The organism is Moorella sp. E308F (assembly GCF_006538365.1).
GTDB lineage: Bacteria > Bacillota > DSM-521 > Neomoorellales > Neomoorellaceae > Neomoorella.
Map to the genome: position 1 here is coordinate 326,027 of NZ_BJKN01000003.1, position 26,239 is coordinate 352,265.

Annotated in this window: 27 protein-coding genes; 23 read left to right on the forward strand and 4 right to left on the reverse strand. The window is 53.3% G+C overall.

Annotated features, from left to right (window positions below):
• Positions 1-67 precede the first annotated feature (67 nt).
• Positions 68-298 carry a hypothetical protein gene (locus E308F_RS16010; protein WP_216364565.1) on the forward strand — a complete coding sequence of 77 codons (231 nt, stop codon included), beginning with the start codon at positions 68-70 and terminating at the stop codon, positions 296-298.
• A 347-nt stretch (positions 299-645) separates the two neighbouring features.
• Complete coding sequence (locus tag E308F_RS14360) at positions 646-2,103, forward strand: hypothetical protein (RefSeq protein ID WP_141265583.1); 1,458 nt, start codon at positions 646-648, stop codon at positions 2,101-2,103.
• A 133-nt stretch (positions 2,104-2,236) separates the two neighbouring features.
• On the opposite strand, the gene E308F_RS14365 is transcribed toward E308F_RS14360, so the two are convergent.
• Positions 2,237-3,193, reverse strand: a complete 957-nt coding sequence (locus E308F_RS14365; protein ID WP_141265584.1) for a DUF4351 domain-containing protein — start codon at positions 3,191-3,193, stop codon at positions 2,237-2,239.
• 144 nt (positions 3,194-3,337) lie between these two features.
• On the opposite strand from E308F_RS14365, the gene E308F_RS14370 reads away from it, so the two are divergent.
• From E308F_RS14370 to E308F_RS14380, 3 genes are all read left to right on the forward strand, one after another.
• Entirely contained in the window at positions 3,338-3,559 is a 222-nt protein-coding gene (locus E308F_RS14370; protein WP_172613391.1) for a hypothetical protein, read from the forward strand.
• A complete protein-coding gene (locus E308F_RS14375) occupies positions 3,534-3,881 on the forward strand; it encodes a type II toxin-antitoxin system Phd/YefM family antitoxin (RefSeq protein ID WP_253256377.1) in 348 nt (115 codons plus the stop codon). The genes E308F_RS14370 and E308F_RS14375 overlap by 26 nt, the downstream gene beginning before the upstream one ends.
• 79 nt (positions 3,882-3,960) lie before the next feature.
• On the forward strand, positions 3,961-4,299 hold the full coding sequence (locus E308F_RS14380) for a putative toxin-antitoxin system toxin component, PIN family (RefSeq protein ID WP_253256524.1): 339 nt from the start codon (positions 3,961-3,963) through the stop codon (positions 4,297-4,299).
• A 286-nt stretch (positions 4,300-4,585) separates the two neighbouring features.
• On the opposite strand, the gene E308F_RS16330 is transcribed toward E308F_RS14380, so the two are convergent.
• From E308F_RS16330 to E308F_RS14390, 3 genes are read right to left on the reverse strand one after another with little or no spacing between them, the layout of a single operon-like run.
• On the reverse strand, positions 4,586-4,726 hold the full coding sequence (locus E308F_RS16330) for a type II toxin-antitoxin system VapC family toxin (RefSeq protein ID WP_146127160.1): 141 nt from the start codon (positions 4,724-4,726) through the stop codon (positions 4,586-4,588).
• A gap of 46 nt (positions 4,727-4,772) precedes the next feature.
• Positions 4,773-4,997, reverse strand: coding sequence for a PIN domain-containing protein (locus tag E308F_RS16335; RefSeq protein WP_216363809.1), 225 nt, complete (start codon positions 4,995-4,997; stop codon positions 4,773-4,775).
• Positions 4,985-5,257, reverse strand: a complete 273-nt coding sequence (locus E308F_RS14390; RefSeq protein WP_141265586.1) for a YlcI/YnfO family protein — start codon at positions 5,255-5,257, stop codon at positions 4,985-4,987. The genes E308F_RS16335 and E308F_RS14390 overlap by 13 nt, the downstream gene beginning before the upstream one ends.
• 131 nt (positions 5,258-5,388) lie before the next feature.
• Between E308F_RS14390 and E308F_RS14395 the strand changes: the two genes are divergently transcribed.
• The 18 genes from E308F_RS14395 (at position 5,389) to E308F_RS14480 (ending at position 26,014) form a co-directional block, all read left to right on the forward strand.
• The gene (locus tag E308F_RS14395; RefSeq protein WP_141265587.1) at positions 5,389-5,577 is read left to right on the forward strand and encodes a hypothetical protein; all 189 of its coding nucleotides are present in this window, start codon (positions 5,389-5,391) and stop codon (positions 5,575-5,577) included.
• Between the two features lie 309 nt (positions 5,578-5,886).
• The gene (locus E308F_RS14405; protein WP_141265588.1) at positions 5,887-6,159 is read left to right on the forward strand and encodes an AbrB/MazE/SpoVT family DNA-binding domain-containing protein; all 273 of its coding nucleotides are present in this window, start codon (positions 5,887-5,889) and stop codon (positions 6,157-6,159) included.
• The gene (locus tag E308F_RS14410) at positions 6,147-6,545 is read left to right on the forward strand and encodes a type II toxin-antitoxin system VapC family toxin (RefSeq protein WP_141265589.1); all 399 of its coding nucleotides are present in this window, start codon (positions 6,147-6,149) and stop codon (positions 6,543-6,545) included. Before E308F_RS14405 ends, E308F_RS14410 begins: the two co-directional genes overlap by 13 nt.
• A complete protein-coding gene (locus tag E308F_RS16340) occupies positions 6,535-6,732 on the forward strand; it encodes a hypothetical protein (RefSeq protein ID WP_141304191.1) in 198 nt (65 codons plus the stop codon). The genes E308F_RS14410 and E308F_RS16340 overlap by 11 nt, the downstream gene beginning before the upstream one ends.
• 174 nt (positions 6,733-6,906) lie before the next feature.
• Positions 6,907-7,284: a hypothetical protein gene (locus tag E308F_RS14415; protein WP_141265590.1), complete on the forward strand. Its 378-nt coding sequence runs from the start codon at positions 6,907-6,909 to the stop codon at positions 7,282-7,284.
• Positions 7,285-7,410: 126 nt separating this feature from the next.
• Positions 7,411-7,647 (forward strand): FitA-like ribbon-helix-helix domain-containing protein, encoded by a 237-nt coding sequence (locus E308F_RS14420; RefSeq protein WP_141265591.1) that lies wholly within the window; start codon positions 7,411-7,413, stop codon positions 7,645-7,647.
• Complete coding sequence (locus E308F_RS14425; RefSeq protein WP_141265592.1) at positions 7,644-8,087, forward strand: type II toxin-antitoxin system VapC family toxin; 444 nt, start codon at positions 7,644-7,646, stop codon at positions 8,085-8,087. Before E308F_RS14420 ends, E308F_RS14425 begins: the two co-directional genes overlap by 4 nt.
• Positions 8,088-8,178: 91 nt before the next feature.
• Positions 8,179-9,426 (forward strand): SEC-C domain-containing protein, encoded by a 1,248-nt coding sequence (locus tag E308F_RS14430; RefSeq protein ID WP_172613976.1) that lies wholly within the window; start codon positions 8,179-8,181, stop codon positions 9,424-9,426.
• 127 nt (positions 9,427-9,553) lie between these two features.
• The gene (locus tag E308F_RS14435) at positions 9,554-10,606 is read left to right on the forward strand and encodes a GNVR domain-containing protein (RefSeq protein WP_141265594.1); all 1,053 of its coding nucleotides are present in this window, start codon (positions 9,554-9,556) and stop codon (positions 10,604-10,606) included.
• A gap of 64 nt (positions 10,607-10,670) precedes the next feature.
• Positions 10,671-11,864, forward strand: a complete 1,194-nt coding sequence (locus E308F_RS14440) for a uridine kinase family protein (RefSeq protein ID WP_253260488.1) — start codon at positions 10,671-10,673, stop codon at positions 11,862-11,864.
• A 100-nt stretch (positions 11,865-11,964) separates the two neighbouring features.
• On the forward strand, positions 11,965-12,843 hold the full coding sequence (gene flgL, locus E308F_RS14445) for a flagellar hook-associated protein FlgL (protein ID WP_141265596.1): 879 nt from the start codon (positions 11,965-11,967) through the stop codon (positions 12,841-12,843).
• Positions 12,844-12,897: 54 nt separating this feature from the next.
• Positions 12,898-18,933 (forward strand): IPT/TIG domain-containing protein, encoded by a 6,036-nt coding sequence (locus E308F_RS14450; RefSeq protein ID WP_141265597.1) that lies wholly within the window; start codon positions 12,898-12,900, stop codon positions 18,931-18,933.
• Between the two features lie 3 nt (positions 18,934-18,936).
• The gene (locus tag E308F_RS14455) at positions 18,937-21,465 is read left to right on the forward strand and encodes an S-layer homology domain-containing protein (RefSeq protein WP_141265598.1); all 2,529 of its coding nucleotides are present in this window, start codon (positions 18,937-18,939) and stop codon (positions 21,463-21,465) included.
• Between the two features lie 83 nt (positions 21,466-21,548).
• Positions 21,549-23,198 carry an S-layer homology domain-containing protein gene (locus tag E308F_RS14460; RefSeq protein ID WP_172613389.1) on the forward strand — a complete coding sequence of 550 codons (1,650 nt, stop codon included), beginning with the start codon at positions 21,549-21,551 and terminating at the stop codon, positions 23,196-23,198.
• 18 nt (positions 23,199-23,216) lie between these two features.
• Complete coding sequence (fliW, locus tag E308F_RS14465; RefSeq protein ID WP_141265600.1) at positions 23,217-23,642, forward strand: flagellar assembly protein FliW; 426 nt, start codon at positions 23,217-23,219, stop codon at positions 23,640-23,642.
• Positions 23,643-23,801: 159 nt separating this feature from the next.
• Complete coding sequence (gene csrA / locus E308F_RS14470) at positions 23,802-24,041, forward strand: carbon storage regulator CsrA (protein WP_141265601.1); 240 nt, start codon at positions 23,802-23,804, stop codon at positions 24,039-24,041.
• A 76-nt stretch (positions 24,042-24,117) separates the two neighbouring features.
• Positions 24,118-24,765 (forward strand): Uma2 family endonuclease, encoded by a 648-nt coding sequence (locus E308F_RS14475; protein ID WP_216364566.1) that lies wholly within the window; start codon positions 24,118-24,120, stop codon positions 24,763-24,765.
• Positions 24,766-25,042: 277 nt separating this feature from the next.
• Positions 25,043-26,014 carry an NAD-dependent 4,6-dehydratase LegB gene (locus E308F_RS14480; protein ID WP_141265603.1) on the forward strand — a complete coding sequence of 324 codons (972 nt, stop codon included), beginning with the start codon at positions 25,043-25,045 and terminating at the stop codon, positions 26,012-26,014.
• Positions 26,015-26,239 lie beyond the last annotated feature (225 nt).

Below are 26,239 nucleotides of genomic sequence, written 5' to 3' on the forward strand. Positions count from 1 at the left end.
ATGTCCCTGGATGCCAGCGGCGCCCTGGGGAAGGCCCTGGTTTTTTGCCCGGCGTTATTTTGTGCCCGTGAACCCCAATACGGAGAACCAGGAAAGGGTCCGCAGCTACTTCACTAAGGGGGTGACCAGCTGGCAGGGAGAGAGCCCTGAGACCAGGGCCATGTGGAACGCGGCCGTGCGCGGCCGGCCGCTGACGGGGCTTAATTACTACCTGGCCCAGTATATCAAGTACCTTTCCGGCCATAACGGCCAGGCCCCGGCCATGTACTTTTTACCTTCGGGCCAGCAGCAGTCCTAAAAGATTAAGCTATGGAAGCGGCAGGGCCGGAGGCTTTGCCGCTTCTCCCCTCTGCAGGCTAAAGCCTTCCTTGTGCAGGAGCGCCTGTCATTGCCTTTACCAGCAGGATATCAAGCCACATTTTCCATTCGTATGGAAACCGCCACGAAGGAACTTTCTATAATTTGTCGAATATCCCATTATAGCCTTGATAGGGGGGCATCATGAATAGTGCTCTTGCTAAAACCGGCACCTTTCATGGAGCAAACAAGTTGTAAAAACGTGGGATCAGTTTGTAGTAGTATCTTTGTACGACCGCTTTTGGCCAGTGTGGCACCCTTTTTTTGATATTCCCGAGGGGGGTACTGATGGGCATCTATCTGGGGCTGAGGGTTTTGCCAGATGAAATCGGGGCGGTGGAATGGGAGCGTTTTTATGACGCAGCCAAACAAGTGATCCAGGCCTTTGAACCGCAGCCGGTGCGCCTTACCGAAGAAGAAAAGTTTGGCTTTACGCGGCTGGTTCTTACGCGTAGCCCGGAGGGCCAGGATCACAAAGGCCGTTTTCTGGCCGTAGTCGGTGATGCCCAGACATGGGAGTGTGCTGAGCAATTTCATATCTACCGCGACATCAGGGTCTACCGGGAGATGCGAAAACGCCGAGCGGCTTCCGCCGCGTTGTCAAGGAATGCGCGTCATATTCTCCTGCGTGAAGAAGAAGGGGTTGATGTATTTTTTGCCAAAACCCAGTCCCACCCCTATCATGATTTGGTTTGGTGCCTCGCTACCTTGGCTGAGAATGAATTCGCCGGCTTGGCCCTGGCCCGAGGCGATCTCAACGCGCGCAACTGGCTAACCGTACATGCCTGGCTGAGGCAGGTTAGCGGCAGGCCTCTCGTCCCGCCCTTGCTTCTGGATGTACAAAGACTTTGGGATATCCTGGGTACTGAGCTGGATGGGATAGACCTGGCCCGAGCCGTGTCCGAGCGTATGGTAGACAAGGCACCCCTTTACAGACTCCTGCGAGATAAGGACCCCGACCTTCTGGGCAAGTTTTTGGCCGAAAGTCTACGTGAGTATCCTGCACACACCATGGGTGCCCTGCGTACTTGTATGGATTTTCTCGACAGCGTCGGGGATCTGGCCCTTTTAGTGAAGGTGGCCAGTGTGGATCCGGCGGGACCTCGATGGGAAGTGGATGAGGTCTTGCGTATTGTCGTTGCCCTGGGGGCCTTTACACCCCAGGGACGGGCTCCGGAAAGCAGTCTGGCCGCCGGTTTTCTCCCGGCCGAGTTTCGTCCGGACTTCTATTGCACTAACTTTTACGTGCAGCCGGAAGAAGCCGCGCGCCAGGTGGCCGGTATCATCGGGCGCCCGGTAATCGACATTGAGGAGATCATTTTCCGAATACAACGCGAAGAAGCGGCGCGGATGATCCCTGGACAGGTACGGGGAGGTAAGACAGGGAGGAATGCCGGGGAGGAACTTCCCCTGGAAGAGGCAAAGGTGGAGATACCCTACCCTGAGCAACTAATCAGCGGACTAAGGGAGGAGATGATTCGCAAGGGTTTCAGTTGGGACGAGACGCACCTGAGGCGCCTGATGCTGGCCATGATGGCCAAAGCAGGCATTATGCTTCCCGAAGAAGCGTGGGCGGCATTGGATTCTGAAACTGATCCGGACATCCTGGGCTTCTTGCCATTTCTTCTCCATGGTTATCAGGGTTCGGCAGCGGAGAGAGAAATGTTATGCCATCTTTTTGCCAATCTGGGCGAGATCAAGCAGTGCTGGAAGAGTGGACGACCATGGATTTACAACGTGGATTAACGGTACCAGACAGGTGGTTAACTATACGTTGATTATATGTTATGATATATGATTCTAAAGTCTCTGGCTTACTCTTTTTGCTATCTTTGGGGAGGAAGCAACCTGCAATAACTTCAGTGGAATAAAGGACCTTTTACTGCAGGTAGTCTTCCAATTCGGACAGGTCGTTGATGTCGAAGATGTTGTCGATCACCTGCTGTAGTACGTACGCGTCCTGCTCCTTGATCCTGGCCACGTACTCCCTGGGAAGCCTGCGGAACTTTTTGCTCAAGAGTCTGATGGCTACGTCTACCAGAGACTCCTGCCGGCCCTCTTGCCGGCCCTCTTGTCGACCTTCTTGCCGGCCTTCTTGCCGGCCTTCTTGCCAACCCTCCTGCCGGCCTTTTATCAGGCCCTTTTCAAATATCCTCTGGTAACCGGCGGACTCTTCGATGTTCAGCACTTGTTCCACCTCCCGGAAAATAAGCTCGATCACCTGCCGGTCGTAAACCAGGCCGGCGAATATCTCTGCCCGCAGGAGCACGGCCTTTTTGGTCTCCCGGTCCAGGTCGCTGTTTAAAATATCCTCTGCGCACTGCCGGAGAAATTTCTCCCCCTCTTTCTTGCGCCTCTCCCTGTCCGCCAGGGGCAGCAAGGAACGCAGCTGCTGATGCGGGTGGTTTTTTAGCTCCTCATAGGTTATTTTACCCAGGTCGACCAGGCGGTAACGGTAGTCCAGCATGTTTTCGTTTCCCAGGCGGTAGTGCAGTTGGCCGGCCATGTTCATTTCCCACTGGCCGAAGTAGATAACCATCTGGTAGACCGGCAGGCGGTAGGTTTTGTGGATTTCCAGGGCGTAGCGCAACATGCGGTAGGGCATCTCGTCGTCGTTGCGGCTCTGGAACTCCAGGTGGATGACCATAGCACCCTGATCGCTTTTGGCCTTTACCACCAGGTCGGAAACCCTGGTTTCCACCTGGGGGAACTCGATTTTCAAGTCGCTGACTACCGTTGCTGGGATGTCGCTGAAGAAGTTGATGAGTTCCTCCGTCCCGCCGGCAAACAGGTCTTTAATTATGGTATCGTACTGGTTACCGCTTTTTTGTTGCAAACAAACCACCGCCTGATTTAATTTTACCAGTGGATTATCGCGGGGGCAAGAGCGCTTTTTTGTAGCTGGCAGGGAGAGAGCTGGGGCATGCGGTGTCCTAGGTCATTGGGAGATGGGCGCAGCGCTTGGCATGCAGAAAAAGCGATGAAACGTTACCTGGCAGGGGTTAGCATCGGCGAGCAGGCTCTGCCGCCAGGCTTTAACGGCCTGCTTCCTTGGAGCTGGATAGATAATCGTCCTTTTCTGCACGCCCTGCACGGATTGAATAACGTCGGCGGCTTGACTCTCCTCCAGGCGGCTCTACACTGCGGCGTACCCTACTTCGTTTTTTCCTCCAGCCTTGACCGGATTAAAAATATATACTAAGCTTAAAGAAAATGTTAATGTAACCATTAATGGGGGTGTTAAAATGGAACGCATTGCCGGCATAAATGAAGTCCGCCCGAAATTAACTTCCTTCATTGAATCTCTAAAAAATGATTCCCCGGTAGTTATTACAATCAACAGTGAACCTAAAGCTGTACTCCTGGATTACGAGAAATACCGGCTCTTGCAAAAAACCGCCGAAGAAAACAAAAGGTTGGCCTTAAAAACAGCCCTGGCTAAGATTAGATCCAGAGCAGCTACAAATGGTCTTACCCAGGCGGATATAGAAAAAGAAATTAAGGAGTACAGAGAGGGCAAATGAAAGTAGTTTTAGATACGAATGTAGTTATATCAGGCCTGTTGGCACCGGTAGGGCCGCCGACCTTTGGGCAGACGGGAAAATCGAAGTTGTAGTCAGCCCCGCGGTTATAACGGAGTATATGGGGGTTTTTCTCAGACCAAAGTTTGCCAAGGCCGGCACCGTGGAAGAAAGGCAGCAATTATTAGAAGGTTTTATTAACCTTGATAACACAATTTTGGTATTGCCTGATGTAGAAGTTAACGCTATTAACGCAGATCCAAGTGATAACCGTTTTTTAGAGTGCGCCAAGTCGGGGAAAACCAACTGCCTCATCTCTGGTGACAGCCATCTGCTTGCCCTGGGGGAATATGAAGGGATCCCCATAATCACCCCGAAGCAGTTTATAGAAACATTTTCTTTTGAAGAGTTGGCAACATAAAGGGGAAAGAGCGGAGGAATTTCTCGCTGCTACCGGCCTAACCGCAGAAGAATTGGCCCATATGGAAGATAAGCATCTACTGATGCCTCTTGAGAATAATGTGTACAATGACGATGACTTGATGGCCGCTAACGCACCCGGTATTTAGCGCGGATTTCTGCCCCCAGAACGGCCATTTCCGCTGACGAAAGGTTGGTCAACGCCCTGCTGCCCACTTCGCTTGGCCCATTTGTCCGGTCAACAACGTCCATCGCCTGGCAGTGGGAGCGGAAGCGGTAAAACTGGACTATATTTCTGGAGCAGAGATTTGTATCGCTTTTTCAAGGCTTAAGGTTAAAGAGGGAGGGAAATCTTTAAGGTTTGATGTGATTACCTTCACACCTTTTATTGCTGCAGTGGCCGCGATAAGACTATCAGCCATACTCATTGTTTTTCCTTCTGCGGCCCATTCCCGCCTTAGCGTTGCTGCGAATTCAGCAATTGTACTGTCGACGGGGAAGTTCCCAATTTTCAAGAAGAGTTTTCACGATTTTTTGGGCTTTAGGCGTTCGTGCTCCTGTTAAAAGCTCATGATAGACTATCACACTGCTAACCGCTGCGCCTGATAAAATTATTTTTTCCAACCAGTTACTGACTTTCGCGGCAAGTCTGCCGGTAAGATGATCGATTAAAACACAGGTGTCTATCAAATATTCCATAGAGACGTCTCCTTATCTTTACCGCGCAAGCCTTGAACCCATTTTGTTCCTCCAGTTTTCGTCCATTCGGGAGCATCCTCATGCGCCAAAGCGCCCCGGGTTTCTCTGAAGGCTTTAACTTGCATTTCCCGACGCAGTTTTTCGGTTACAGCTTCGACGATAAAGCTGTTGCGGTTTAGGCCGCGCTCTTTAAGATAGACCGTCATTTTATCTATCACTGTTGCGGGAAACCTTATATGGATCATTTTTGTTTCGGGCATTTTATAACACCTCCTGTTATTATACAATATAACAGATTATAGAAATAGAGACAACATGTAATTTAGCCTGTCTGGCTTAAGGATTACCATATAATAATGCTAGCAAAATGATAGCACAGGGGGTGCTGGTTTTGCCCGTCATCCTTATCCGTTTATGTTGGTTACCTGAAGGAAAAAGACCGGGAAAGGGAAGGGGAGCCGTCTGGCGGCAGTTCCAGGCGCAGGCCAGGGTGGAAGAGCTTTTGTTCCTGGCGCTGTCGGGCTTCCGGGCGAAGAAGGAAAATCCGCGTGCGCCTCGGCTGGGTGCCGGTCCACGATGACCTGGAGGGCATCATCTACTCCGCCTGGCAGTGGGAGCGGAAGAGGAATAGCGTCCCGGCTAGGCCCGCGACTATTTCACCCAGGCGGTGACCAGCGAGTAAGAGACCAGCGTGTAAGAGGATAGTCCTAAGATTAGGATCATGTAGAAAGCGACCGTGTGAAGCCTGTCGCTCCCGGCCTGCTAGGCCCTGTAGTATTTTTTGGAGATGCCCTCCACAGTAAACTTGGATTTTGCTTGTAATTATAGTGCTAGTAATGGTATACTTCTGGTAAGAAAATCTTTCTGGAAGTAAGGAGAAGGATGCTTCATGTCCAACCCCTTAGTGCGCTTAACTAGTAAAGGGCAGATGACTATTCCCCAAAGTATCAGAGAAACTTTGGGCCTGAAGGCAGGCGATTATTTGACCATCGTGGTTGATGAAGATGAGATACGTTTGAAAAAAGTCCAGCCAGTGAAGCCCTTGAGTAAAGAAGACCCTATATGGAAATTAGTTGGTGCCGGTAACAGTGGCCTTAAAGATGTCGCTGCCAAACATGATCATTACCTGGCTGAAGGTGAAGTAGAAAGATGGAAAAAATAATGGTAGATACCAGTGCTGTTTATGCCCTTATTGACCGTTCGGACGATTTGCATGAGAAGGCTAAGAATCTCTTTAAGAAATTAAGCGAAAAGGATGTTGATTTAATATTAACAAACTTTATTTTGGCTGAAACCCATGCTTTAATTTTGAGCCGTATAGGTCATGAACTGGCCCGTGAATGGGTAAAAAATTTGGTTTGGAAAATTGAACGTGTTAAAGAAGAAGATGAGAAGCGAGCCAGGGAAATCATAATTGCATATAAAGATAAGTCTTTTTCTTATACCGATGCTACTACCTTTGCTGTTATGGAACGACTAAAGCTGAATGTAGCTCTGGCCTTTGATAACCATTTTACCCAGTTTGGCTGGCAGTGTCTTGACGTTTGAGGAAGAGCCAGAACTCATATGTAAGTATGCGGCTTTCCAGCAAGTCGGTGACCAGGAAAGCGTTGGAGTGGTATGTAGAAAGAACGTTGATTGGACGGATGCCTTTATTGCCGACGGAATGGAAGCTGGAAACCGGATGGAGATATATTCTTACGATCGTCATTTTGATAAGTTTCCGGAAATTTAGAGGATTGAGCCCTGATACCTTGTTATATTTATTGCCTTGAGTTGGATATAACCGGCACCTTTCATGGAGCAAACAAGCTGTAAAAACGTAGGATCAGTTTGTAGTAGCTATCTTTGTACGACCGCTTTTAGCCAGTGTGGCACCCGTTTTTTGATATTCCCGAGGGGGGTACTGATGGGCATCTATCTGGGGCTGAGGGTTTTGCCAGATGCAATCGGGGCGGTGGAATGGGAGCGTTTTTATGACGCAGCCAAACAAGTGATCCAGGCCTTTAAACCGCAGCCGGTGCGCCTCACCGAGGAAGAAAAGTTTGGCTTTACGCGGCTTGTTCTTACGCGTAGCCCGGAGGGCCAGGATCACAAAGGCCGTTTTCTGGCCGTAGTCGGTGATGCCCAGACGTGGGAGTGTGCTGAGCAATTTCATATCTACCGCGGATTTACAACGTGGATTAACGGTATCAGACAGGTGGTTAACTATACGTTATCATTATCGAGCAAGCAAATTAAATTAAGTCATGGAGGAATACAGGCAGTTTCTGGCCCAGCCGCGTAGCGTAAAACAGTTAAATGCCGAGCTGGAAGCAAAAGTCCAGTTGTTGACATAAAAGCTTATGTTAGACTATTACATTGCTTAATGTTATAATGATGCTATCAGAATGATAGCAGAGGGGTGTTGGCTTTGCCTGACGTCCTTATCCGTAATGTTTCCAAAGAGGTTTTGGCAACTTTGAAGCAGCGAGCAGCGGCAAAAGGCAGGTCTTTGCAGGTGGAACTGCATAAAATTCTGGAAGAGGCTGCAGGTGAAAATGATTTGGATGGGGTGAAAATGGCGGCCGATATAAGGAAAAAGCTTTTGGCGGGAGGAAAAAGTTACAGCGACAGCGTTGAGCTGATCAGAGAGGACAGGGAAAGGTGAAAATCTTTGTCGTAGACGCCAGCGTCGCCGTAAAGTGGTATATCCCGGAACCTCACTGGGAGGCGGCTGTTGAGCTTTTGGAGAGAGCGGGTAAAGGCGAATGCCGTTTGTGGGCGCCGGAATTGATTTTTGCGGAAATAGGGAATGTCCTCTGGAAAAAGTGCACGCGCGGCGAGATCGACACGGAAGACGCACGCAGGATATTGGCGGCGATAACTCAAAAATTCCCTGCAAGGGTCGCTGAGATCCAGCCTCTTCTTCCTGCCGCTTTTGAGATCGCTAATGGCTACAGGCGTTCTTTATACGACAGCCTCTACATCGCCCTGGCCGTGGCCAAAAATGCGGTGTTTATTACGGTAGATAAAAAGCTGGCCAACGCTTTGTTACCCATTTCCCTGGGGCCGTATGTCCGGCTTTTGCAGGATAATGGACTATTATAGAGCGATAATATCAGTTATAATTTCCTGGGTGATCATAGCAGTTTGCACCAGCAGCGGCTTGAAAAGACGTTGTAGGAAAAGGGGTATTGGAATGCAGATTTATCAGGTTGAAAGAAATGATTTTTGCCCCTGCGGCAGCGGGCGCAAGTACAAGAAATGCTGCCTTCCGGCTGTAGAGGAAGCCACGCGGGCTGTCGGCCGCGAAGTAGGTCAGGGCCTTACTGCTCACGGCCAAGAGGTTTTGGCTACTGTTGGATTTATCTGCGGCTTAAAATGGAGCGAAGAGACAAAACCCCTTGAACTCTCACGAGTGGGACGGCTTCTGAAAGAAGCCTGGGAAGAAGAGGATAATGCTTCGGAAAAAGCTTTTGGAGATTTTCTGGAAAACATCAGAAATAATTATATACGCCTGCTGCAGGAAAAGCCGCGGTTACGCATGACGCGCATCCCTCCCGACATCCTCCTTGAAATCGAAGCCCATCAGGAATCGGAGGAAGAACTAAAGGAGTGTTTGGCGCAAGTCGTAGCGGAAATGGTTAATGACGATGATTTTATAAGCGGTTGCATCATCGACATAGCCTATTCGCTGCACTACGACAGTTATACGGACGAGGAAATGAAAACCCTCCTTTCCGGTTTAGGCATGATTATTAACAAAGATACCCGTGAGGGATTTATCGAGGCTATCATGAGCGTCACTATGGAAGAATTTGATGCAACTATGGAGAAAATAAAGGCCCTGCAGGATTCTACCAGCGAAGAAGATCCGGAGTTTATAAAGAAACTGATGGAGATTTTAGAAGATCATATAGCCTTTGGCGATTATTTTTACACCAAACTCCTCAGGGGTTCCATAACGGCCATGGAGGCCATTATAAAAAAAGAGATAAAGTTAAACGTTCCTTTTTATGCTCTGGCCCGCGGTGTCTATACTCTAAAAAAGATTCCTGGCCTGTTTGAAAACGATTGGATAGCAGAGTGCCTGTGGGAAGAGAATGAGGCCGAACACTTTTTGCCCGCTATTTACCAGGTATTAGAAGAAAACAGGGCGAGTTTAAAAGATGAAGCCCTAGCGGAATCTCTAGAAAAATTCATCTTTGCTTCGCAGGTTGGCGTGGTCATAAATAATCCGGAATTAATCGAAAAACTTTATCATCTGTGCGTGTATAATTTCCTCAAGAATCCCCTTGAAACAGCTCCGGATACAGGCGGGGTATTTACCAGTATTGAAGATTTGTACCAGGAAGAAAAGGTTATCCGCTACGCGGAAGCCCTAAAAGCGAGGGGATTAGAAAAGGAAGCGGATTACGTGTTGGCCCAGTTTAGGACTTATTTATAATCAGGCAGGACCCTTGTACAGGGGTGAGGACAAGCGGGTGAGTCTCAAGCCTTTTATCCAGTTGCAAGGAAAAACAGCCCAGGAACGCCGGGCTGAGTGGCGCCAGTGGAAAAAGCTGGGGTACCGGGTGGCTGAACCCGACGGAATTACCATCTTCCATGAAAAAGAGGCTATCCGTCGGCTGGTGCTGGAAGCTTTTAAAAACATCGACGCGGACGTTTTTCTTTTTGGCTCTCAAGTAAGTGGCGCTGCCGATCCTTACTCTGATTATGATGTAGGGTATAATACCAATATGCCTGTACAGGGATCTATTCTAGCAACTTTAAAACATGAATTAGAAGAATTGCCTATACCTGGGAAGCAAAATATGCAAGCTCAGAGGCTAAACCAGGTGAGTTCCACCATTGAAGCCCAGCAAAATAAAGAAGAAGAAAAGCTAAATCAAGTCATGGAGGAATACAGGCAGTTTCTGGCCCAGCCGCGTAGCGTAAAACAGTTAAATGCCGAGCTGGAAGCAAAAGTCCAGTTGTTGACAGATTTCAAAACAAATCTGAGCAAAACCCAGGTGGAGCTGGAAGGCACACGCCGTGCCCTGGAAGCTGCAGAAAAGGAGTTGGCAGAAACGCCTACCACTTTGAAGACCGTAAAGGTGGTAGGTGATGATCCGTTACTGTTGAATATAACTGAAAGTAAAACCGGCCGTCCGTCTCAAGAAGTAGCCGGTCTTAAGCTGGAAGATGAAGAACCCAATCCAATTTATCTCTCTTTGGCGACGCAGGCCAATACATATAGGATGCAGGTAGCCCAATTACAGGAAAAAATTGCTTCGCTGCAGGAACAAATCAGAAAAACGGAAAAGGAGTTACAAGAACTGCATGGCGAATTGGCCGAAAAACAATTGATAGATGATAAGTACCAGGTTCAAATCAAAAACTTGCAGGAAAATTATCGTTCCCTAATGGTTCGCAGTGAAGATGCACGTGTAGCCGGTTCTTTGGATACCAGCGTCCAAACACGTTTAATTGCTCCCGCGGTCGCACCCACAAGTCCTGTAAAGCCGAGAAAATTGTTGAATACAGCAATAGCCGTAGTATTGGGCCTTATGGTAGGAGTTTTTACCGCCTTTTTCTTGGAAGCGTGGAATGCACCGGTCTACAGGAAAGGGGAAATTGTTGAATAAAGCCGCCCGTGTGATGGTAGATACTGAGAATTGCTTTAGTGTAAGGATATTTACTTTGCAGGGCATGACCGATAAGCTCAGGTTATTAAAGTATATAAATCTTCCCCGCATCAATCTTTATCGATGCGGCGATTTATATGATTATTTTTACGGGCCTATGGTGCCGTCCATGGGTTATTTAAAAGTATTCGACCTGCTTTATTATGACCCCGGCTTTATTTTGATGTATCCCCAGGCCGGAGACCCTTTTCACATACCACCCTTTCATGACCTCCCCAAGCTCGCCAGGATTTTTAAAGAGGCCGAGGAATGGGCTAACATCCTAGACGTTGGCGATGTTGGAGCGTTGAACGATAAAGTTGTGTCGGGAGAAATCAATGAAATAATCCTGGTAAATGAAGGCCTGCATGAAAAAAAGATTGCCAATATCGCCGACATGATATACGCGGGCAAAGATAAAATAAAAATTGTGCTTATTGCCGGCCCGTCTTCTTCAGGTAAGACTACTTTTGCCAGGAGGTTGTCAATACAGCTAAGAGTTTTAGGATTAAAACCTTACCCGCTGTCTTTGGACGATTACTTTGTCGACAGGGAACATACGCCAAAAGATGAAAGCGGGAATTACGATTTTGAGTCTATCAGGGCGCTGCACCTGGAGCTCTTTAACCAGCACCTTGCGGCCCTTTTAAATGGCGAAGAAGTAGAAATACCGCGGTTTAATTTTCGCACGGGATTGAGGGAATGGATCGGCAGGAAATATAAAATGGAAAAGGATGCCGTACTTGTGATTGAAGGCATTCACGGGCTAAATGAAATTTTGACTTCATCCGTGCCGCGCGAAAACAAATATAAAATCTATATCAGCGCCCTGACCCAGTTAAATATAGATAACCATAACCGCATACCCACTACTGACAGCAGGCTGATGAGGAGAATTGTTAGGGATTACCTGTACCGGGGCCGTGATGCCGCAACAACCATCCTTACCTGGCCGCAGGTCAGGGCAGGGGAAGAGAAAAATATTTTTCCTTACCAGGAAGAAGCCGACATTATGTTTAATTCTGCCCTGGTATATGAAATGTGTATTTTAAAGAAATATGCTGCACCTCTCCTGAGGGAGATACCCGTGAGCAGCCCGGCCTATCTGGAGGCTAAAAGGTTATTGACTTTTTTAAGTTATTTCCTGGAAGCCGAAGAAAATGCGATACCTAACAACTCAATTATAAGGGAGTTTATCGGTGGAAGCTGTTTTGAGTAACGTAAGGGGCTTTGTGCGTAACGGTTCATTGCACGGCCGGTAAAGTTCACCCCCTTGGTGCCGATATATTGGGATGAGGATATTTTATGGGGTGAATTAGGTGCGCATCACCAACCGCATGCTCGGGCAGAACGTCATCCGCAACATCAACCGCAACCTGGAGATCATGTCCCGCACCCAGGAACAGATGGCTTCCGGTAAGAGGGTTAACCGCCCCTCCGATGATCCCATCGTCGTCGCCCGGGTACTGGCCTTTAAAACCGCTATCGCCGCCAATGAGCAGTATAAAAAGAATATGGAAGACGCCAGGGGGTGGCTTGATGCCTCGGAAAGGGCTCTGGACATGGCCACTTCGACCCTTCAGCGCGCCCGTGAGCTGGCCGTCTATGGTGCCAACGGGACCATGCCGGAAGAATCCATGAAAGCCCTGGCAGAAGAAGTAGATCAGCTCATCGGTGAGATGGTGCAGATAGCCAACACTTCCTACGGTGGTCGTTTCCTTTTCGGCGGTAGCGTGACAACGGAGGCACCCTTTGATAGCGCGGGCAGTTATAAGGGGAATACTGACGCCCTTGAGTGGGAAGTTGCCCCCCAGGTGGTGTTGACGGTAAATGAAAACGGTGCGGCAGTCTTCAAGCAAAACGGCAACGATGTCTTCCAGTTGCTGGCAGATTTACGCGATTACCTGAAGGCTAACGATAATAATGCCGTCTCCGATACCCTCGACCGCTTCGACAGGGCCATCGACCACATCCTGGACATCCGCGCCGTCCTGGGTGCCAAAAGCAACCGCCTGGAGATGGCCACTGCGCGCCTGGATGATACCCAGATCAACCTTACCAAAACCATGTCCAAGCTGGCAGATATCGACCTGGCCGAAACCGTTATGAATTATAAAAACCAGGAAAACGTCTACCTGGCTTCCCTGGCCACAGGCGCCATGGTCCTGCAGCCAAGCTTGATTGATTACCTGCGGTAAAACCTGCCTTTAGCCCTTGCTTTTAGTCGCGTAAAACGGGAAGGAGAACCGGCGTTGAATTATAGACGAAGGACCGGTCTTATATTGCTGCTGGCAGCGGTAGCAATATTTTTTTCCTGCGGGAGGGCCATGGCTGCCGCAGCACCACAGATAACCGCTATTTCCCCGGCCAACGGACCTATTACTGGCGGCACCTGGATTAGCGTCAGCGGATCCGATTTTGCCGTTGGCGCTTATGTTTATTTCGGCTCCAACCCGGCTGCGGAAGTAATTTTTCGCAGCTCAAGCAAACTCGATGTTAAGACCCCTTCCAGTCCAACCTCCGGCCCGGTAGATGTCAAGGTAGTCAATCCTGACGGCCAGGAAAATATAAAAGTGGCAGGTTTTCGCTACGACCCGGTTATAACCGAAGTAACAACAGCGGAAGGCCGCACAGGCAGTACCGTCGGCGGCCAGGCAGTTACCGTCAAGGGCAGCGGTTTTCAAAATAACCTGGCCCTTTACATTGGTAACAACCAGGCAACGGAAGTGACTGTTTCTTCCGACGGCACAACCATCACCGCCCTGACGCCGCCGGGAACGGTGGGGAAAGTAGCAGTTAAAGTGGTCAATCCTGACGGCGGTACCGGGATTTTACCGGAAACCGACGAGAAAACCTTCGCCTACCGCTTGAGCCAGCCGGCCGTCACCAGTGTTTCTCCCGGCAGGGGCACCTGGATGGGCGGTACGGAGGTAATTATCCGGGGCCAGGAATTAAGCCCGGCAGGTGTTGTCCGTTTTGGCGGCACACCGGCTGTTGTTAAACAGGCCAACGGCATTACAGAGCTGGTGGTGGTGACGCCTCGCGGTTCGGTGGGCATCCAGGATGTCACTGTTACCAATCCCGACGGCCAGACAAGTGCCGTTACCGGCGATACAAAATTCGAATTTATCATCACCCCGGTTGTTGACGCAATTACACCAAACTACGGCAGCCCCCTGGGGGGGACGGAAGTAACCATTACCGGCAGCAATTTCCCGCCGGCAGGGCAGGTCGGCGTTACCTTCGGAGGCATAGAGGCCACGGTAACCGAGGTGGCTGATGGATATATTAAAGTGACCACCCCCGCCGGCGCCCCGGGTGCGGTGGATGTAGTGGTATATGACACGGCGGATATAGATAAGGCTTACAGGGTATTCCAGGGTTTTACCTATGTGACGGAAACGAGCAGCCCGGTTATTACCGGCATCACTCCCAGCGCGGGCAGTAAAGACGGGGGTACGGCGGTTACCATTACCGGCAGCGACTTTCGCGCCGGCGTTGACGTCCCCCTGAAGGTTAAGTTCGGCAATATCTATGCGGAACAGGTGACGGTAAAAAGTACTACCGAACTTCTGGTTATTGCCCCTCCCAGCCCGGTAACCGGGCCCGTAGATGTTACGGTAGAGAACCCTGATGGAGGAAAGTTCACCCAGCCCGACGGGTTTACCTACCTGGCGCCGGAACGGGTGCTGCTGATAACCAGCATAACGCCGAACCAGGGTTCCATGGAAGGTAATACACCGGTTATCGTTAACGGAGCCAACTTTATCGATCCCGCCGATCCTGCCGTCGAAAGCATTGAGCTCACTATTGGCGGCAACGCGGTAAAAAGTCTGACCTGGGACCCGGAAAACAAAGCGTATCAAGCCGTTACTCCTCCAGGCTATGGTACCCAGGACGTTATTTTAATAATCAAACGCTGGCAGGACGCCAATTTAATAACAGAAAAGGCTGTTTTGCCCGGCGGCTTTACCTATAAGGTGCCGGAAAGCCACCCGCGTATTACTAAAGTAGAACCTGCCGGGGGCCCCCTGTCGGGCGGCACCTTGATTACCATTTACGGCAGTGATTTCCGGGCGCCGCAGGCAGGGGAAACGGTCCAGGTTTATATCGGCAATCTGCCGGCCACCAATGTCCAGGTGATCGATAATACCCGGATTACCGCTGTCACACCGGCATCACCGGCAACGGGCATCAGAAATGTTACCGTAATCAACCCGGATTTAGCCACAGCGGTTTTACTCAACGGCTTTACCTACGTCGCTAACGCCATGACGATTGTCAGCGTTACCCCCGACAGGGGGCCGGTAGACAGACCGACTTTGATTACTATTACCGGCGCCAACTTCAATCAGGATAAGGACGAGCTGGGCAATATTAACATAGTGGTAGAAATAGGTACCCAGGAAGAAGGCTTTTTACCTGCTACCAATATCAACGTCAGCCAGGACGGCTCTACCATCACGGCAGAGACGCCCATTGCCACCGCCGGCACCAAGGACGTGGTGGTGCGCAACCGTTTTGGCAGCGCCACCCTGCCCCAATCCTTTACTTATTATGTGCCGCCCAGCACGCCGGTGATAGCAGGAATAAATCCATCCCTGGGGCCGACCACCGGGGGCACGCCCATCACCATCTATGGCGATAGATTCCAGGCGAAGGCTACCGTTACTATCGGCGGGCAGGCGGCAACCGGGGTAGAGGTAGTCAGTCCTATGGAAATTCGCGCTCTGGCGCCACCAGGCCTGCCCGGGAAACAAGATGTTGTTGTCACCAACCCCGACGGCGGCGTGGCCGTACTGCCCGGGGGATTTACTTACATCAGCCACCCGGTGCTGGACGGCGTCTCACCCGGCCGCGGCAGTGTCGCCGGCGGCACCATTGTCACCCTGCACGGCGCCGATTTTTATCCCGGCATGCAGGTGTATTTCGGCAGCATCACCGAAGTAGTTTACGGTACGGTAAGCGGCGGTGTGTTCCAGCAGGTACCGGAGGCGGACGTCCAGGTTATCGACCAACAAACGGCAAAGGTCCGCCTCCCGGCATGGCCGGAGGGCGTCGATCCGCAAGACGGCTTAAAGGTAGACATAGCAGTAGTTAACAGCGATGCCAGTTTGAGCAGCGACGGCGGGAGCTTTATAGCCGGGGATATCTTCACTTACTTCCAGCCCTTAACCTCCCCCCGGGTGGACCAGGTTACGCCCAATTTTGGTCCTGCCCAGGGCGGCAACGAAGTCCTGCTTACAGGCAGCGGTTTCCAGCCGGATGTAAAAGTCTATTTCGGCTGGGAAGAAGCCCGGGTCCTGGAGGTGACTCCCAATCAGGTCCGGGTCATCGCCCCGGCCAACGCCCCGGGCTTATACGATGTCACGGTAGTCAATGTTTACGATACAGGTATTTTTATCAAAGAAGATGCCTACGAATACCGCCAGCCCCTGACCTCACCCAGGATTACCGGAGTTTTTCCATCCCAGGGGCCGGCCCAGGGCGGGACCCTTTTGACCATCAGCGGGGAATATTTCTGGCCGGGAGTGCGGGTGTTTGTCGGGACTAACGAAGCCTTCCTTTATGTAAATAACGAAGGGCAGATAGTACCAAAAGAGATGGGGACACAAATTATTAGTCCCCTGGTGGCTTCCGGCGGCAAGGCCATTTATGTCCACACCCCTGAAGGACCGAAAGCAGGGGATAACTACCTTGTCGGGCCAGTAGACGTAACTATTGTCAATCCCGACGGGGGTAGCGCTACCCTGCGGGGCGGGTTTACCTACAAACTCCCCGATAGCCAGCCGGTCATAACCGGCGTCAGCCCGGCAGCAGGGACGACTAAGGGAGGCACCCCGGTGACCATCAGCGGCAGCGATTTCCGGGAGGGCCTGCAGGTATATTTTGGGGGTGCCGTCGCTACTGTCAAAAAGATTACCGCCGGCACCATCGAGGTGGTGACACCGGCCCATGATCCCGGCGCCGTGGACGTGACGGTGGTCAACAAGGACGGCGGCGTGGCCGTGGCTTACAGGGCTTTTGAGTACCTTGTACCGGGCAGTGAGCCGGTGATAAAAAGCGTAGAACCCCAGGCCGGCAGCGTCCTGGGCGGCACGGCGGTGACCATCAGGGGCGAGGATTTTCGTAACGGGGTCAGAGTCTTCTTTGGCGGCGTTGAAGCTGCCAGCGTTATGCGGGTTGATTACCAGACCATTACGGCCGTCACCCCGCCTTCCGCCGCCGGGACTGTGGACGTTACGGTGGTCAATCCCGATGCCGGTTCATATACCCTGCGTCAGGCCTTTACCTACCAGAGTTCGGTACCCCGGATCGATGCCGTGGTGCCGGAGCGCGGCCCGAGGGAAGGCGGCATTAGAGTAGTCATCCGCGGCGCCGATTTTATAGCGCCGGTGCAGGTCTATTTTGGCACGGTAGCGGCGGCAGATGCCGTGGTAAGCGAAGGCGGCAGCATGATTGCGGCGACCCTGCCGCCGGCGGCCCAGGGGCGGCTGGGTTCAGTAGATGTCAGGGTCGTAAACGGCGACGGCGCCGAGGTAGTGCTGCCGGAAGCCTTTACTTATGTAGTTCCAGACAGCCGGCCGGTCATTACCGGCATTGAACCTGCCAGCGGCAGCACCCTGGGCGGCAACTGGGTCACTATTACCGGCGAGGACTTCCGCGAGGACCCGGAAGTTTTCATCGGCGGCCAGCCGGCCCTGGAGGTAAAGCTTGTTGACGGGCAGACCCTGCGGGTGAAAACGCCGCCTCACAGCGAAGGACCCAAAGATGTTACCGTAACCAATTATGACGGCGGTACTGCTACCCTGGCGGCGGCTTATACCTACAAAGTGCCGGAAAGCCAGCCGGTGATTAAAAAGGTGGAGCCCAACCGGGGGCCTCAGATGGGCGGCACGGCCATCACCGTTACCGGCCTGGATTTCCGCGAGGGATTAAAGCTTTATATCGGCGGGGCGCCGGCCCAGGAAGTACGCCTGGTGGACTACAAAACCATCACGGCGGTGACCCCGCCCGGGACCGAAGGACCGGCCGACGTGACGGTTGTCAATCCCGATGCAGGCACCTATACCCTGCCGAAAGGCTTTACCTATTATCACGTGGAAGCCCCGGTTATTGACTCCATTACCCCCAGCGAAGGGCCGGCCACCGGCGGGACGGTCATTAGCATCAGCGGGAGCAAGTTCGCCCGGGGGGCCACCGTCCTCATCGGCGGTACTGCGGCCCTGGTTGTTGAATGGGTGAGCGATACCCTGATTAAAGCCACCACCCCTCCTGGAAACGCCGGGTGGCAGGAGGTGCGGGTGGTTAATTCCGACGGGGGCTGGGGTGCCCTGGAGCAGGGCTTTCGCTACCTCAAACCCAGGGGGGTGCCGGACGCGCCCTCGGGGTTCAGGGCCAGGGAGGTTGACGGCGGGAAGACCATAAAACTGACCTGGAGCGAGGTGGAATTTGCCGACTACTATGAGATCTGGGCCAGCAAGACACCAGGCGGCCCCTATGAATTTTTAACCCGCACCAGGGAGACGACCTTTTATAGCGAGGCCCTGCCGGAGGAAGCCGGCTATTTCTTCCGGGTGAGGGCGGTCAATGAGCTCGGCTATTCGGATTTTACCGAAGAAGAGTACGCCGAGGCTGAGGAAGAAGATGATGCCGACGAAGAAAATGATGGCGAACAATCGTACCCCGGAGAGGTAGACAGCGTAAAAATTATTACCGGCCGGGGCACCGTGGAAGCCACTTTAAACCGGGAGGGGCTTTTATCCCGGGACTACCGGCTGGACCTGGCTGCTGACGGGTCAAGGAACAGCCGGCTGTACATCGTCAGGGTAGCTGCCGCGGTGGCCGGGGAGGCCAGGGGCAGTTTGAGCATTAACACCGGGGAGATTAGCATGGCTTTGCCGGGTACGGCCCTCACTGAGGTCTACCGGAGCACCCTGGCAGGCTCCGATGAACAGGATGCTTGGGTGGAAATTATCCTGGAGGACAAGGGTCAGGGAGAAGCCGAAGCCCTCCTGAAAGGATTGCCGCCGGGAGCGCGGGTTGTGTCCCGCGTCTGGAGCATCAAGCTCCAGGGGCGGGTCGGGCGCCACCTTTATCCTCTGCTTTATTTCCCGGCGGGAACCCTTCTCTCCTTTACGTTACTGCCGGCGGCAGCCGGCAAACCCGTCATGTATTTCTGTACTCCCTATAACGTCAACTGGCAGCCCGTGAGCACTTTGTATGCGCCGCGCGTTGCCCGGCTGCATTTACCGGGGAAATATGCCCTGGTTGATTTGGGGGAGTAAACGATGCCATACCATAAATATCTTGCCGCAGTCCTATGCCTGCTGATATTGTTTGCCGCCGCCGTGCCGGCGGCCGCGGCCCAGGAAATAACCGGGGCAGGTTCCCAGGGGACATATTTAACGGGACAGGGCTCAGATGTAACGGCGGAATTGGTTACCGGCCAGACCTTTCGCGGCCTACCCTACCCGCAAAAGCGGCTGGCGGCGGTGCGCTTTACCGATACCCGGGGCCACTGGGCCTTTTTGCCCATTTTACGCCTGGCGGCCCAGGGCATTGTCCACGGCCGCGGCGGCGGGCTGTTTGCCCCCGAGGCGGCGGTGACCCGCGCGGAGGCTCTGATACTGCTGGCGCGGGCGGCGGGGTGGGAAGGTTCGGCCGCCACGGCGGCAGGTCAGGCAGTTGCCGCCGTGGTCCCGGCCGCGACCTGGAACCTGTTAACGGACCGGGAAAAGGCCTTTACGGCGGAAGAATGGCAGCAGCCGGCCCCACGCCAGGAGGTGGCGGCCTGGGTGGGACGGGCCCTGGGCGTGAGCCCGGCAGCATCTGGATTATATCCCTGCCTGGGCGCCTTTAGCGACGGGGATGAAGTCGACGATGAGCTAGCTCCCATGGTGGAAGCCGTCCTGCAGCGGGGCCTGATGACGGGTGTACGGGCAGGTGCCTTTGCCCCCCGGCAGGCAATGACCAGGGGGGAAATGGCAGCCCTCCTGGACCGCCTCGACAACGAGCTGGCTGCCGGCAGGGGTTCCCGGCGGGTAGAAGGCCAGGTAATGGACCGGGTGGAAACCTGGTCGGGCAACGGGGAGAAGATCATCACCCTGCGGGTAGCTACCTTTGCCGGCCCCGTCATCAACCTGGAGATCAAAAAAGATGCCGGCGGGAACTCCCTGTCAGATTTTATACTCTATAAAGCCGGACGTTTAACCCTGGGGCAAGAGCTGTCCGGGGGCGAGGCCGTCCGGCTCATCCTCCAGGGGGAATACGTCCTCCTGGCGGAAAGCACTGCCATGGCCGGGTCCCTGCGGGGTATGGTCCTGGCAGCCGGGGAAAAAGAACTGCTCCTGGTGGACGACCAGGGCCGGCAGTACCGCTATGCCGTCAGCCCCCACCTGGCGGTAGAAAGCAGGGGGTACAGCAGCGACCTCCCCCTGCCGGGCCAGGTAGTCAGCCTCACGGTCCAGGACGGCACCGTTACCCGGATAGTCCCCCTGGATGGAACAGGTACACCGGCATACATCCCGGGCGACACCAGGGTTGTTACCGGTTACGTGCGGGAAGCAGAGGCCGGTGCGATAGTAATAGTCGATGCGACCGGAAACGAAGAAACGTTCAAAATAACGGGGTCTACGACCATTAGCCGGGCCGGGCGCGCGATAATGCTCGCCGACCTGAAGACCGGTGACCCGGTCAAAGTGCAGGTTGATGCCGCCGGGCAGGCTCTTGGGATCCAGGTAGGGAACAGTACCGGCCGTCTGGGTAAGATATTGAAAGGAAAACTGGACCGGATAAATTCCTTTGACAACAAGATTGTCCTCCGGGATACCAGTGAGTTTTACTACGGTGCCTGGCTGCCCGGTGAGCCCCTACGGGTGGTGAGCCTGACCCGGGAAGCGGCAGCTTCCCTGGCCGGGACTTCCCGCGACCTGCTGGTACCCTACGGCCCCTATACCGGTGAAGTGATTGTAGTCCTGGCGGGAGGTCCCCAGGGTGAGGTTGGCGTTAAGGCCGTAAAGGTGGATGCTTCTACCAGGTTATTGGAAGGCTATCTGGATTATCTTTCCCTGGGGGGCAGGGAAATGCTGCTGGCCGGTGCCGTAGACCCTGTTGCCTTTACCCGGGAGAGTATAATCATTAAAAACGGCCGGCAGGTTGAGGCAGCCGACTTGGAGCTTGGCGATTACCTGTTTACGGTAGCGGCAGCGGTTCCCGGCGGTCGCCAGGCAGTGCTGATCTTCAGTGAAGATATTTTACCTTCCTCCTGGCGGCTCTACCGTGGGCGGGTAGAAGCCGTATCCAAAGAGGGCTTTGAGCTGGAAGACGTGGAAGAGATGGGCGGCCAGGACGACCGGCTTTACGACTGGGAAGAAACCGAGGATTACAGCATGGAGTTCCAGCTGGACTGGGAACCGGTTATCATGGACGAAAGCGGGACTTTGAGCCTGGACGAGTTTGTTGAGGCCCGATTTACCGGGAAGTATGATGGCTACCAGGCCTATACCCTGGTCCGGGAAGAAGAGGCCCGGGGTCTCCTGGTCCTGCCCCGGAGTGCCGTAGGCCCCACCATGACCAGCCTGGGCCGCCTGCAGGAAATAGACCCGGATAATGGAACTTTGACCTTGACGGCCGTCCGGGATTGGAGCCCGGGCTACAGCCAGTGGCAGGATCGTGATTATTCCCTGGAGCTGGATGCCCGGACGGCCCTGGTAGTGAAGGGGAGGGCCATGGCGGCCCTGGAAGACTTGCTCCCCGGCGATAACGTCTATGTCATCCACGACCAGAAGCAGGCCCTGGTGGTAGTGGCAATGGATTAGGTATGGAAATAGCCGTCTATGCGTCCGGCGACTTCCTGGGAAAAAGAAGGTACCAGCCGTAATATTTTCAGGTGAGGGTAGAGGTGGTTGGTGTGGTTGAAAACCGGCTGAGGGACAAATTTTGCTGGCTCATCTTTTGGGGTGCATTCTTCACTATATATTTACTGCATGCCCTCCCGGCCGCTGCCGTCGATTTTTACCGTTTCCAGGGCGGCATCAAGAACGAAAAGGAATATGCCGAAGTCCTTTACCTTACCGGCGAGCCGGTACTCCTGAAGGGTACGGTGCAGGAAAATACCAGCCCGGCCAGGAACGGTAAAATCACCAGCAGGGTTACCTTTAAACTGGAAAACAAAGAAAAGGGCATCAAGCTGAACCGGAGCTTGAACTTTGCTACGGAAGTAGAAAAAAATGGAAGGCAGGAAGTAAACACTACCACCCTGGAACGCTTCAACGAAACAATCACTGTGGGAAAGGACAGGTACACCCTGCATGACTTTCAATTCTCCCGGTCAGAGCTTTTGGACCACCAGCCGGCGGTTGATTATAAAAGCGGCAACTGGACGGCCCGGAAAGTCTACAGCCTTAATAACGACCAGGCCAGGGTGACTGTGGAAACCTGGGGGCAAACAGTAGGTTACAGCCATGCCTGGGGAAGCACCGAGACCAGCCAGGAAGAAGGCACGGTGTTTTTCAGCGGCAAGGTGGCTCTGGATAAGGAAACCCTTGTTTCCACTACGTGGAGCAGCAGTTTCCACCAGGACCTTTCTTACCGGCGCACCCGCTACCTGGAATACCAGGCCAACGAGCCCCTGGCCATCAGCTTTGCGGGGGGCTACGTCGAGAATACCCGGACCACCGAAACCCTGCATTACCGGGGCAGTTTTCCCGACCTGGAGAACGGCGTACTGGCCAGCAGCCGCTGGCTGAAGAAAGAGGGCAGTTACGAATTAAATGGCCTTGCCGGCAAAAACTGGTTGTGGGTGGCGGACCTGGCCGACATCCGCGGCCACTGGGCCGAGGCGGATATTCGCCAGATCTACGGTTTAGGCGCCTTTGAGGAAGAAGGGGATTATTTCCGGCCGTCGCTGCCCTTCTTCCGCGGCCAGTTTGCCCGGGCCCTGGTCGCAGTGCTGGACCTGCCCCTGCCGGACGAAGATTCGGGAGCAGCCCGGCTGCCGGGTGCCAGGGGGTTGACCACCGGCCGCATCCTGACGGGTCAGGGCGGCACGACTTACACCCGGCCGAACCTTACGGGCCGGGCCGGGCAATCGTCCCTGTTAGCCGGCAGGCTGGGCCAGGCCGCCCAGCCCCAGGAAAAACCCCTCTTTGCCGATGTCGCCACGACTGATCCGGCCTATAAGTATTACAAAGCCGTCTATGAAGCCGGAGTAATGACCGGTACGGGGCCGGGCCTTTTTGGCCCTACCGAGCCCCTGACCAGGGCCGAAGCCCTGGTCATCCTGGTACGGGCCCTGGGCCTGGAAGGCCTGGCGCCGGCAGGCTATGTGCGGACTCCCTTCCAGGATGACTGGGATATACCTGCCTGGGCACGAGCTGCCGTCTACGTGGCCAGTAAAATCGGCCTGATCCAGGGTGACGAGTACGGCTTCCTGAAGCCCAACGAAACCCTTACCCGGGCCGAAGCGGCAGTATTTCTCAACCGTTTTATCCACTATCTCCAGGAGGAAATGACCGCCGATTACCGGGAGCGGGTGCTGAATTTTAACTAGTGAAAGGCGGGTTTACCTGTGAGGGTACAGACGTCACGTTTTGGGGTAGTAGAGATCGATCCGGCGGAAGTGTTGACCTTTCCTAACGGCATCCCGGCCTTTGAACACCTGAGAGAGTTTTTCTTTCACCCCATCCCGGAAAACCCGGCCTTTACCTGGCTCCAGGCCGTAAGGGATCCGGAAGTAGCCTTCCTGCTGGTCGACCCCTTTCTCTTTTTCCCCGGCTATGAAGTGGAGATCCCGGATGGCCTGCAGAGAGAGCTGGAGATTAAAGCCGCTGCCGACGTCCTGGTCCTGGCCGTAGTGACCGTCCCCAACGGCGACGTCCGGCGCATGACGGCCAACCTGGTGGCTCCAATGATCATCAACAGGGCCGCCCGCCTGGGCCGGCAGTTTGTCATGGAGGGCACCAGATATACCACCCGGCACCCTCTGTTCCGGTGAGCTGCGGCCAGGTAACGTTGCCGGGAAGGCAAGACGGAACAAAGCAGGTGCTGTGGCGGGCGCGCCGGTGGAAAGGAGTTCGTCTTTTAAGGGAAATAATAAAGACGGGGGCCGGGAGCCATTATCCCTGACTGGCCCCGGCGAAGGAGCGGGTAAGCCGTGCTTGTCTTGACCCGGCGGGTTAACGAAACCATCGTTATCGACAACAGGATCAAAATAACCGTTGTTGGCATTGAAGACGATAAAATCCGCATCGGCATCGACGCCCCGCCGGAGGTGCCCATTGTCCGCGAGGAGCTGCTTGCTGCCGTCCGCGATGAGAATAAAGCCGCCGCCAGGATGCCGGCCATAGCGATCGGGGAGCTGCCCATGAAAACAAAGCCGGGTGAGCAGCAGTAACATTGAGAACCAACCTTTTGTATGATATGATCAATTCAGCAAATTGGTGTAAAGCGGCAGTCATGTCAACTACGTAATGACGGCAGGTGAAACTGAAATGAGCCGACAGGATAACCATAACCTGCTCAAAGAGGCCTGTACCCGGTACGCCGTCGCCGATGCCCGCCCTCTCCCGCCCGGCAAAATGACCTTTGAACAATTCCTTACCTGGGCCGATGAAGACACCCTGGCCGAATGGGTAGAGGGAGAGGTCGTCCTGATGACGCCGGCATCACTGAACCACCAAAGGTTGGCGGGCTTTCTTTATATGCTTATCAGGGAATTTGTCATCCAACATGATTTGGGGGAAGTGCTTTTTGCACCTTTCTTAGTACGCCTGCCGGACCCATTAAAAAGTGCACGTGAACCTGACTTAATCTTTGTAGCCAGGGAGCGCCTGCACTTGCTTAAGCCTGCTTACCTGAACGGGGCGCCTGATTTAATAATCGAGATAACCTCACCGGAAAGCCTTGAACGCGACCGGAACATTAAATTTAAGGAATACGAACAAGCAGGCGTGAAAGAATACTGGCTTATTCACCCCGATACTCGCCAGGCCGAGTTTTTCCAGCTCCAGGATGGCCGGTATCAACAGATACGGCCGGATGAAGACGGGATTTATACCTCCCGGGTGCTGCCGGGTTTGAGGCTTAACTTAAACAAATTGTGGGAAGAGGTACAGTGACCAGTGTTCGTGACCCTGTTCACTTCTCCCTGCTACAAACGGGGGTATTTTTGTGTCTATCGGAAATCCCAGGGTCATTATTGCCGGCCCTCTAATGCTGTTAAAAGCATTTTAGACGAAGTTAAAGGGTCATAATCTTGAAAGAAAATCTTACTTTAACCCCTCCAGCCTGGCGGTAAAATGTCGATATAATGTCATGGAAAGTAAATAGAAGTGAAGAAATAATATATAAGGCACCCAAAATAACTTAATATGGATCAAAGGAAGGTATATCCCATTGCACATTTTAGTAACCGGTGCCGGCGGTTTTATCGGTTCGCATCTTACGGAGAGGTTGGTTAGAGAGGGACATAAAGTCCGGGCCTTTGTCCATTATGATGCTCGCAATACATGGGGTTGGCTGGAGGAGAGTGAAGTCAAAGACGATGTTGAAGTCTTTGCGGGTGATATCCGCGATTATGACAGCGTCAGGGCCTCCTTAAGGGGGATAGAGGTAGTATTCCACCTGGCGGCCTTAATAGGGATTCCCTATTCTTATATCACGCCGGTTGCTTACATCAGGACGAACATCGAAGGCACGTATAATATTTGCCAGGCAGCGAGGGAAGAGGGTCTGAGAAGGGTAGTTCATACTTCTACGTCCGAAGTTTACGGAACGGCCCGGTATGTCCCTATCGATGAAAACCATCCCCTACAAGCCCAGTCACCTTACGCTGCCAGCAAGATTGGCGCCGACCAGCTGGCCCTGAGTTTTTACCGGTCTTTTGATTTACCGGTAACTATAATCCGGCCCTTTAACACCTACGGGCCACGCCAGTCAGCCCGGGCCGTTATCCCTACGATTATCACCCAGCTGTTAAGTGGCCGGGAGGAGATACGGCTGGGCAATTTGGCACCGACGCGGGACTTTAATTATATTGAAGATACGGTGAGCGGCTTTATCGCAGCCGGCCTTTCCCCCCATACCGTGGGTGAAGTGGTAAATATCGGCAGCGGCCGGGAAATAAGCATCGGCGAGCTGGTTGAGCTGATAGGACAATTGATCGGGATAAAGGTGAAAGACCGGGTTGATGCGGAACGTTACCGCCCTGAAGCGAGCGAAGTAGAGCGTTTATGCTGTGATAACCGCAAAGCGAACCGGCTGGCAGGCTGGCGGCCGGAATACTCGTTGAGGGAAGGACTGGCAATAACAATCGATTGGTTTAAAAATCACCTGGCTTTATATAAAGCCGGACAATATAACGTATAAGGCGGCGCCTTTTTGATGCAGGAAATTAAGATACCGTTGGACTGGCCTAATATCAGTGAGTTAGAGCGTGACTATATCTTAAAAGTTTTAGCAAGCGGCTATGTCTCTTCGGCCGGGCCCATGGTGAGGGAATTTGAGCGAAGTTGTGCTGGGAATTTTTAGAGGAGAAATCTGTTTCCTACTTATCCTCTGAAAACGATATTTACCCATCTATCCTTAACTGTT

Bases quoted from the DNA above. Each gene is read 5' to 3' on its own strand.
- E308F_RS14360 (WP_141265583.1), top strand. From the start codon at position 646: ATGGGCATCTATCTGGGGCTGAGGGTTTTGCCAGATGAAATCGGGGCG.
- E308F_RS14370 (WP_172613391.1), top strand. From the start codon at position 3,338: ATGAAACGTTACCTGGCAGGGGTTAGCATCGGCGAGCAGGCTCTGCCG.
- E308F_RS16330 (WP_146127160.1), bottom strand. From the start codon at position 4,726: ATGAGTATGGCTGATAGTCTTATCGCGGCCACTGCAGCAATAAAAGGT.
- E308F_RS16335 (WP_216363809.1), bottom strand. From the start codon at position 4,997: ATGGAATATTTGATAGACACCTGTGTTTTAATCGATCATCTTACCGGC.
- E308F_RS14390 (WP_141265586.1), bottom strand. From the start codon at position 5,257: ATGCCCGAAACAAAAATGATCCATATAAGGTTTCCCGCAACAGTGATA.
- E308F_RS14405 (WP_141265588.1), top strand. From the start codon at position 5,887: ATGTCCAACCCCTTAGTGCGCTTAACTAGTAAAGGGCAGATGACTATT.
- E308F_RS14410 (WP_141265589.1), top strand. From the start codon at position 6,147: ATGGAAAAAATAATGGTAGATACCAGTGCTGTTTATGCCCTTATTGAC.
- E308F_RS14415 (WP_141265590.1), top strand. From the start codon at position 6,907: ATGGGCATCTATCTGGGGCTGAGGGTTTTGCCAGATGCAATCGGGGCG.
- E308F_RS14430 (WP_172613976.1), top strand. From the start codon at position 8,179: ATGCAGATTTATCAGGTTGAAAGAAATGATTTTTGCCCCTGCGGCAGC.
- E308F_RS14440 (WP_253260488.1), top strand. From the start codon at position 10,671: ATGACCGATAAGCTCAGGTTATTAAAGTATATAAATCTTCCCCGCATC.
- E308F_RS14455 (WP_141265598.1), top strand. From the start codon at position 18,937: ATGCCATACCATAAATATCTTGCCGCAGTCCTATGCCTGCTGATATTG.
- E308F_RS14475 (WP_216364566.1), top strand. From the start codon at position 24,118: ATGACGGCAGGTGAAACTGAAATGAGCCGACAGGATAACCATAACCTG.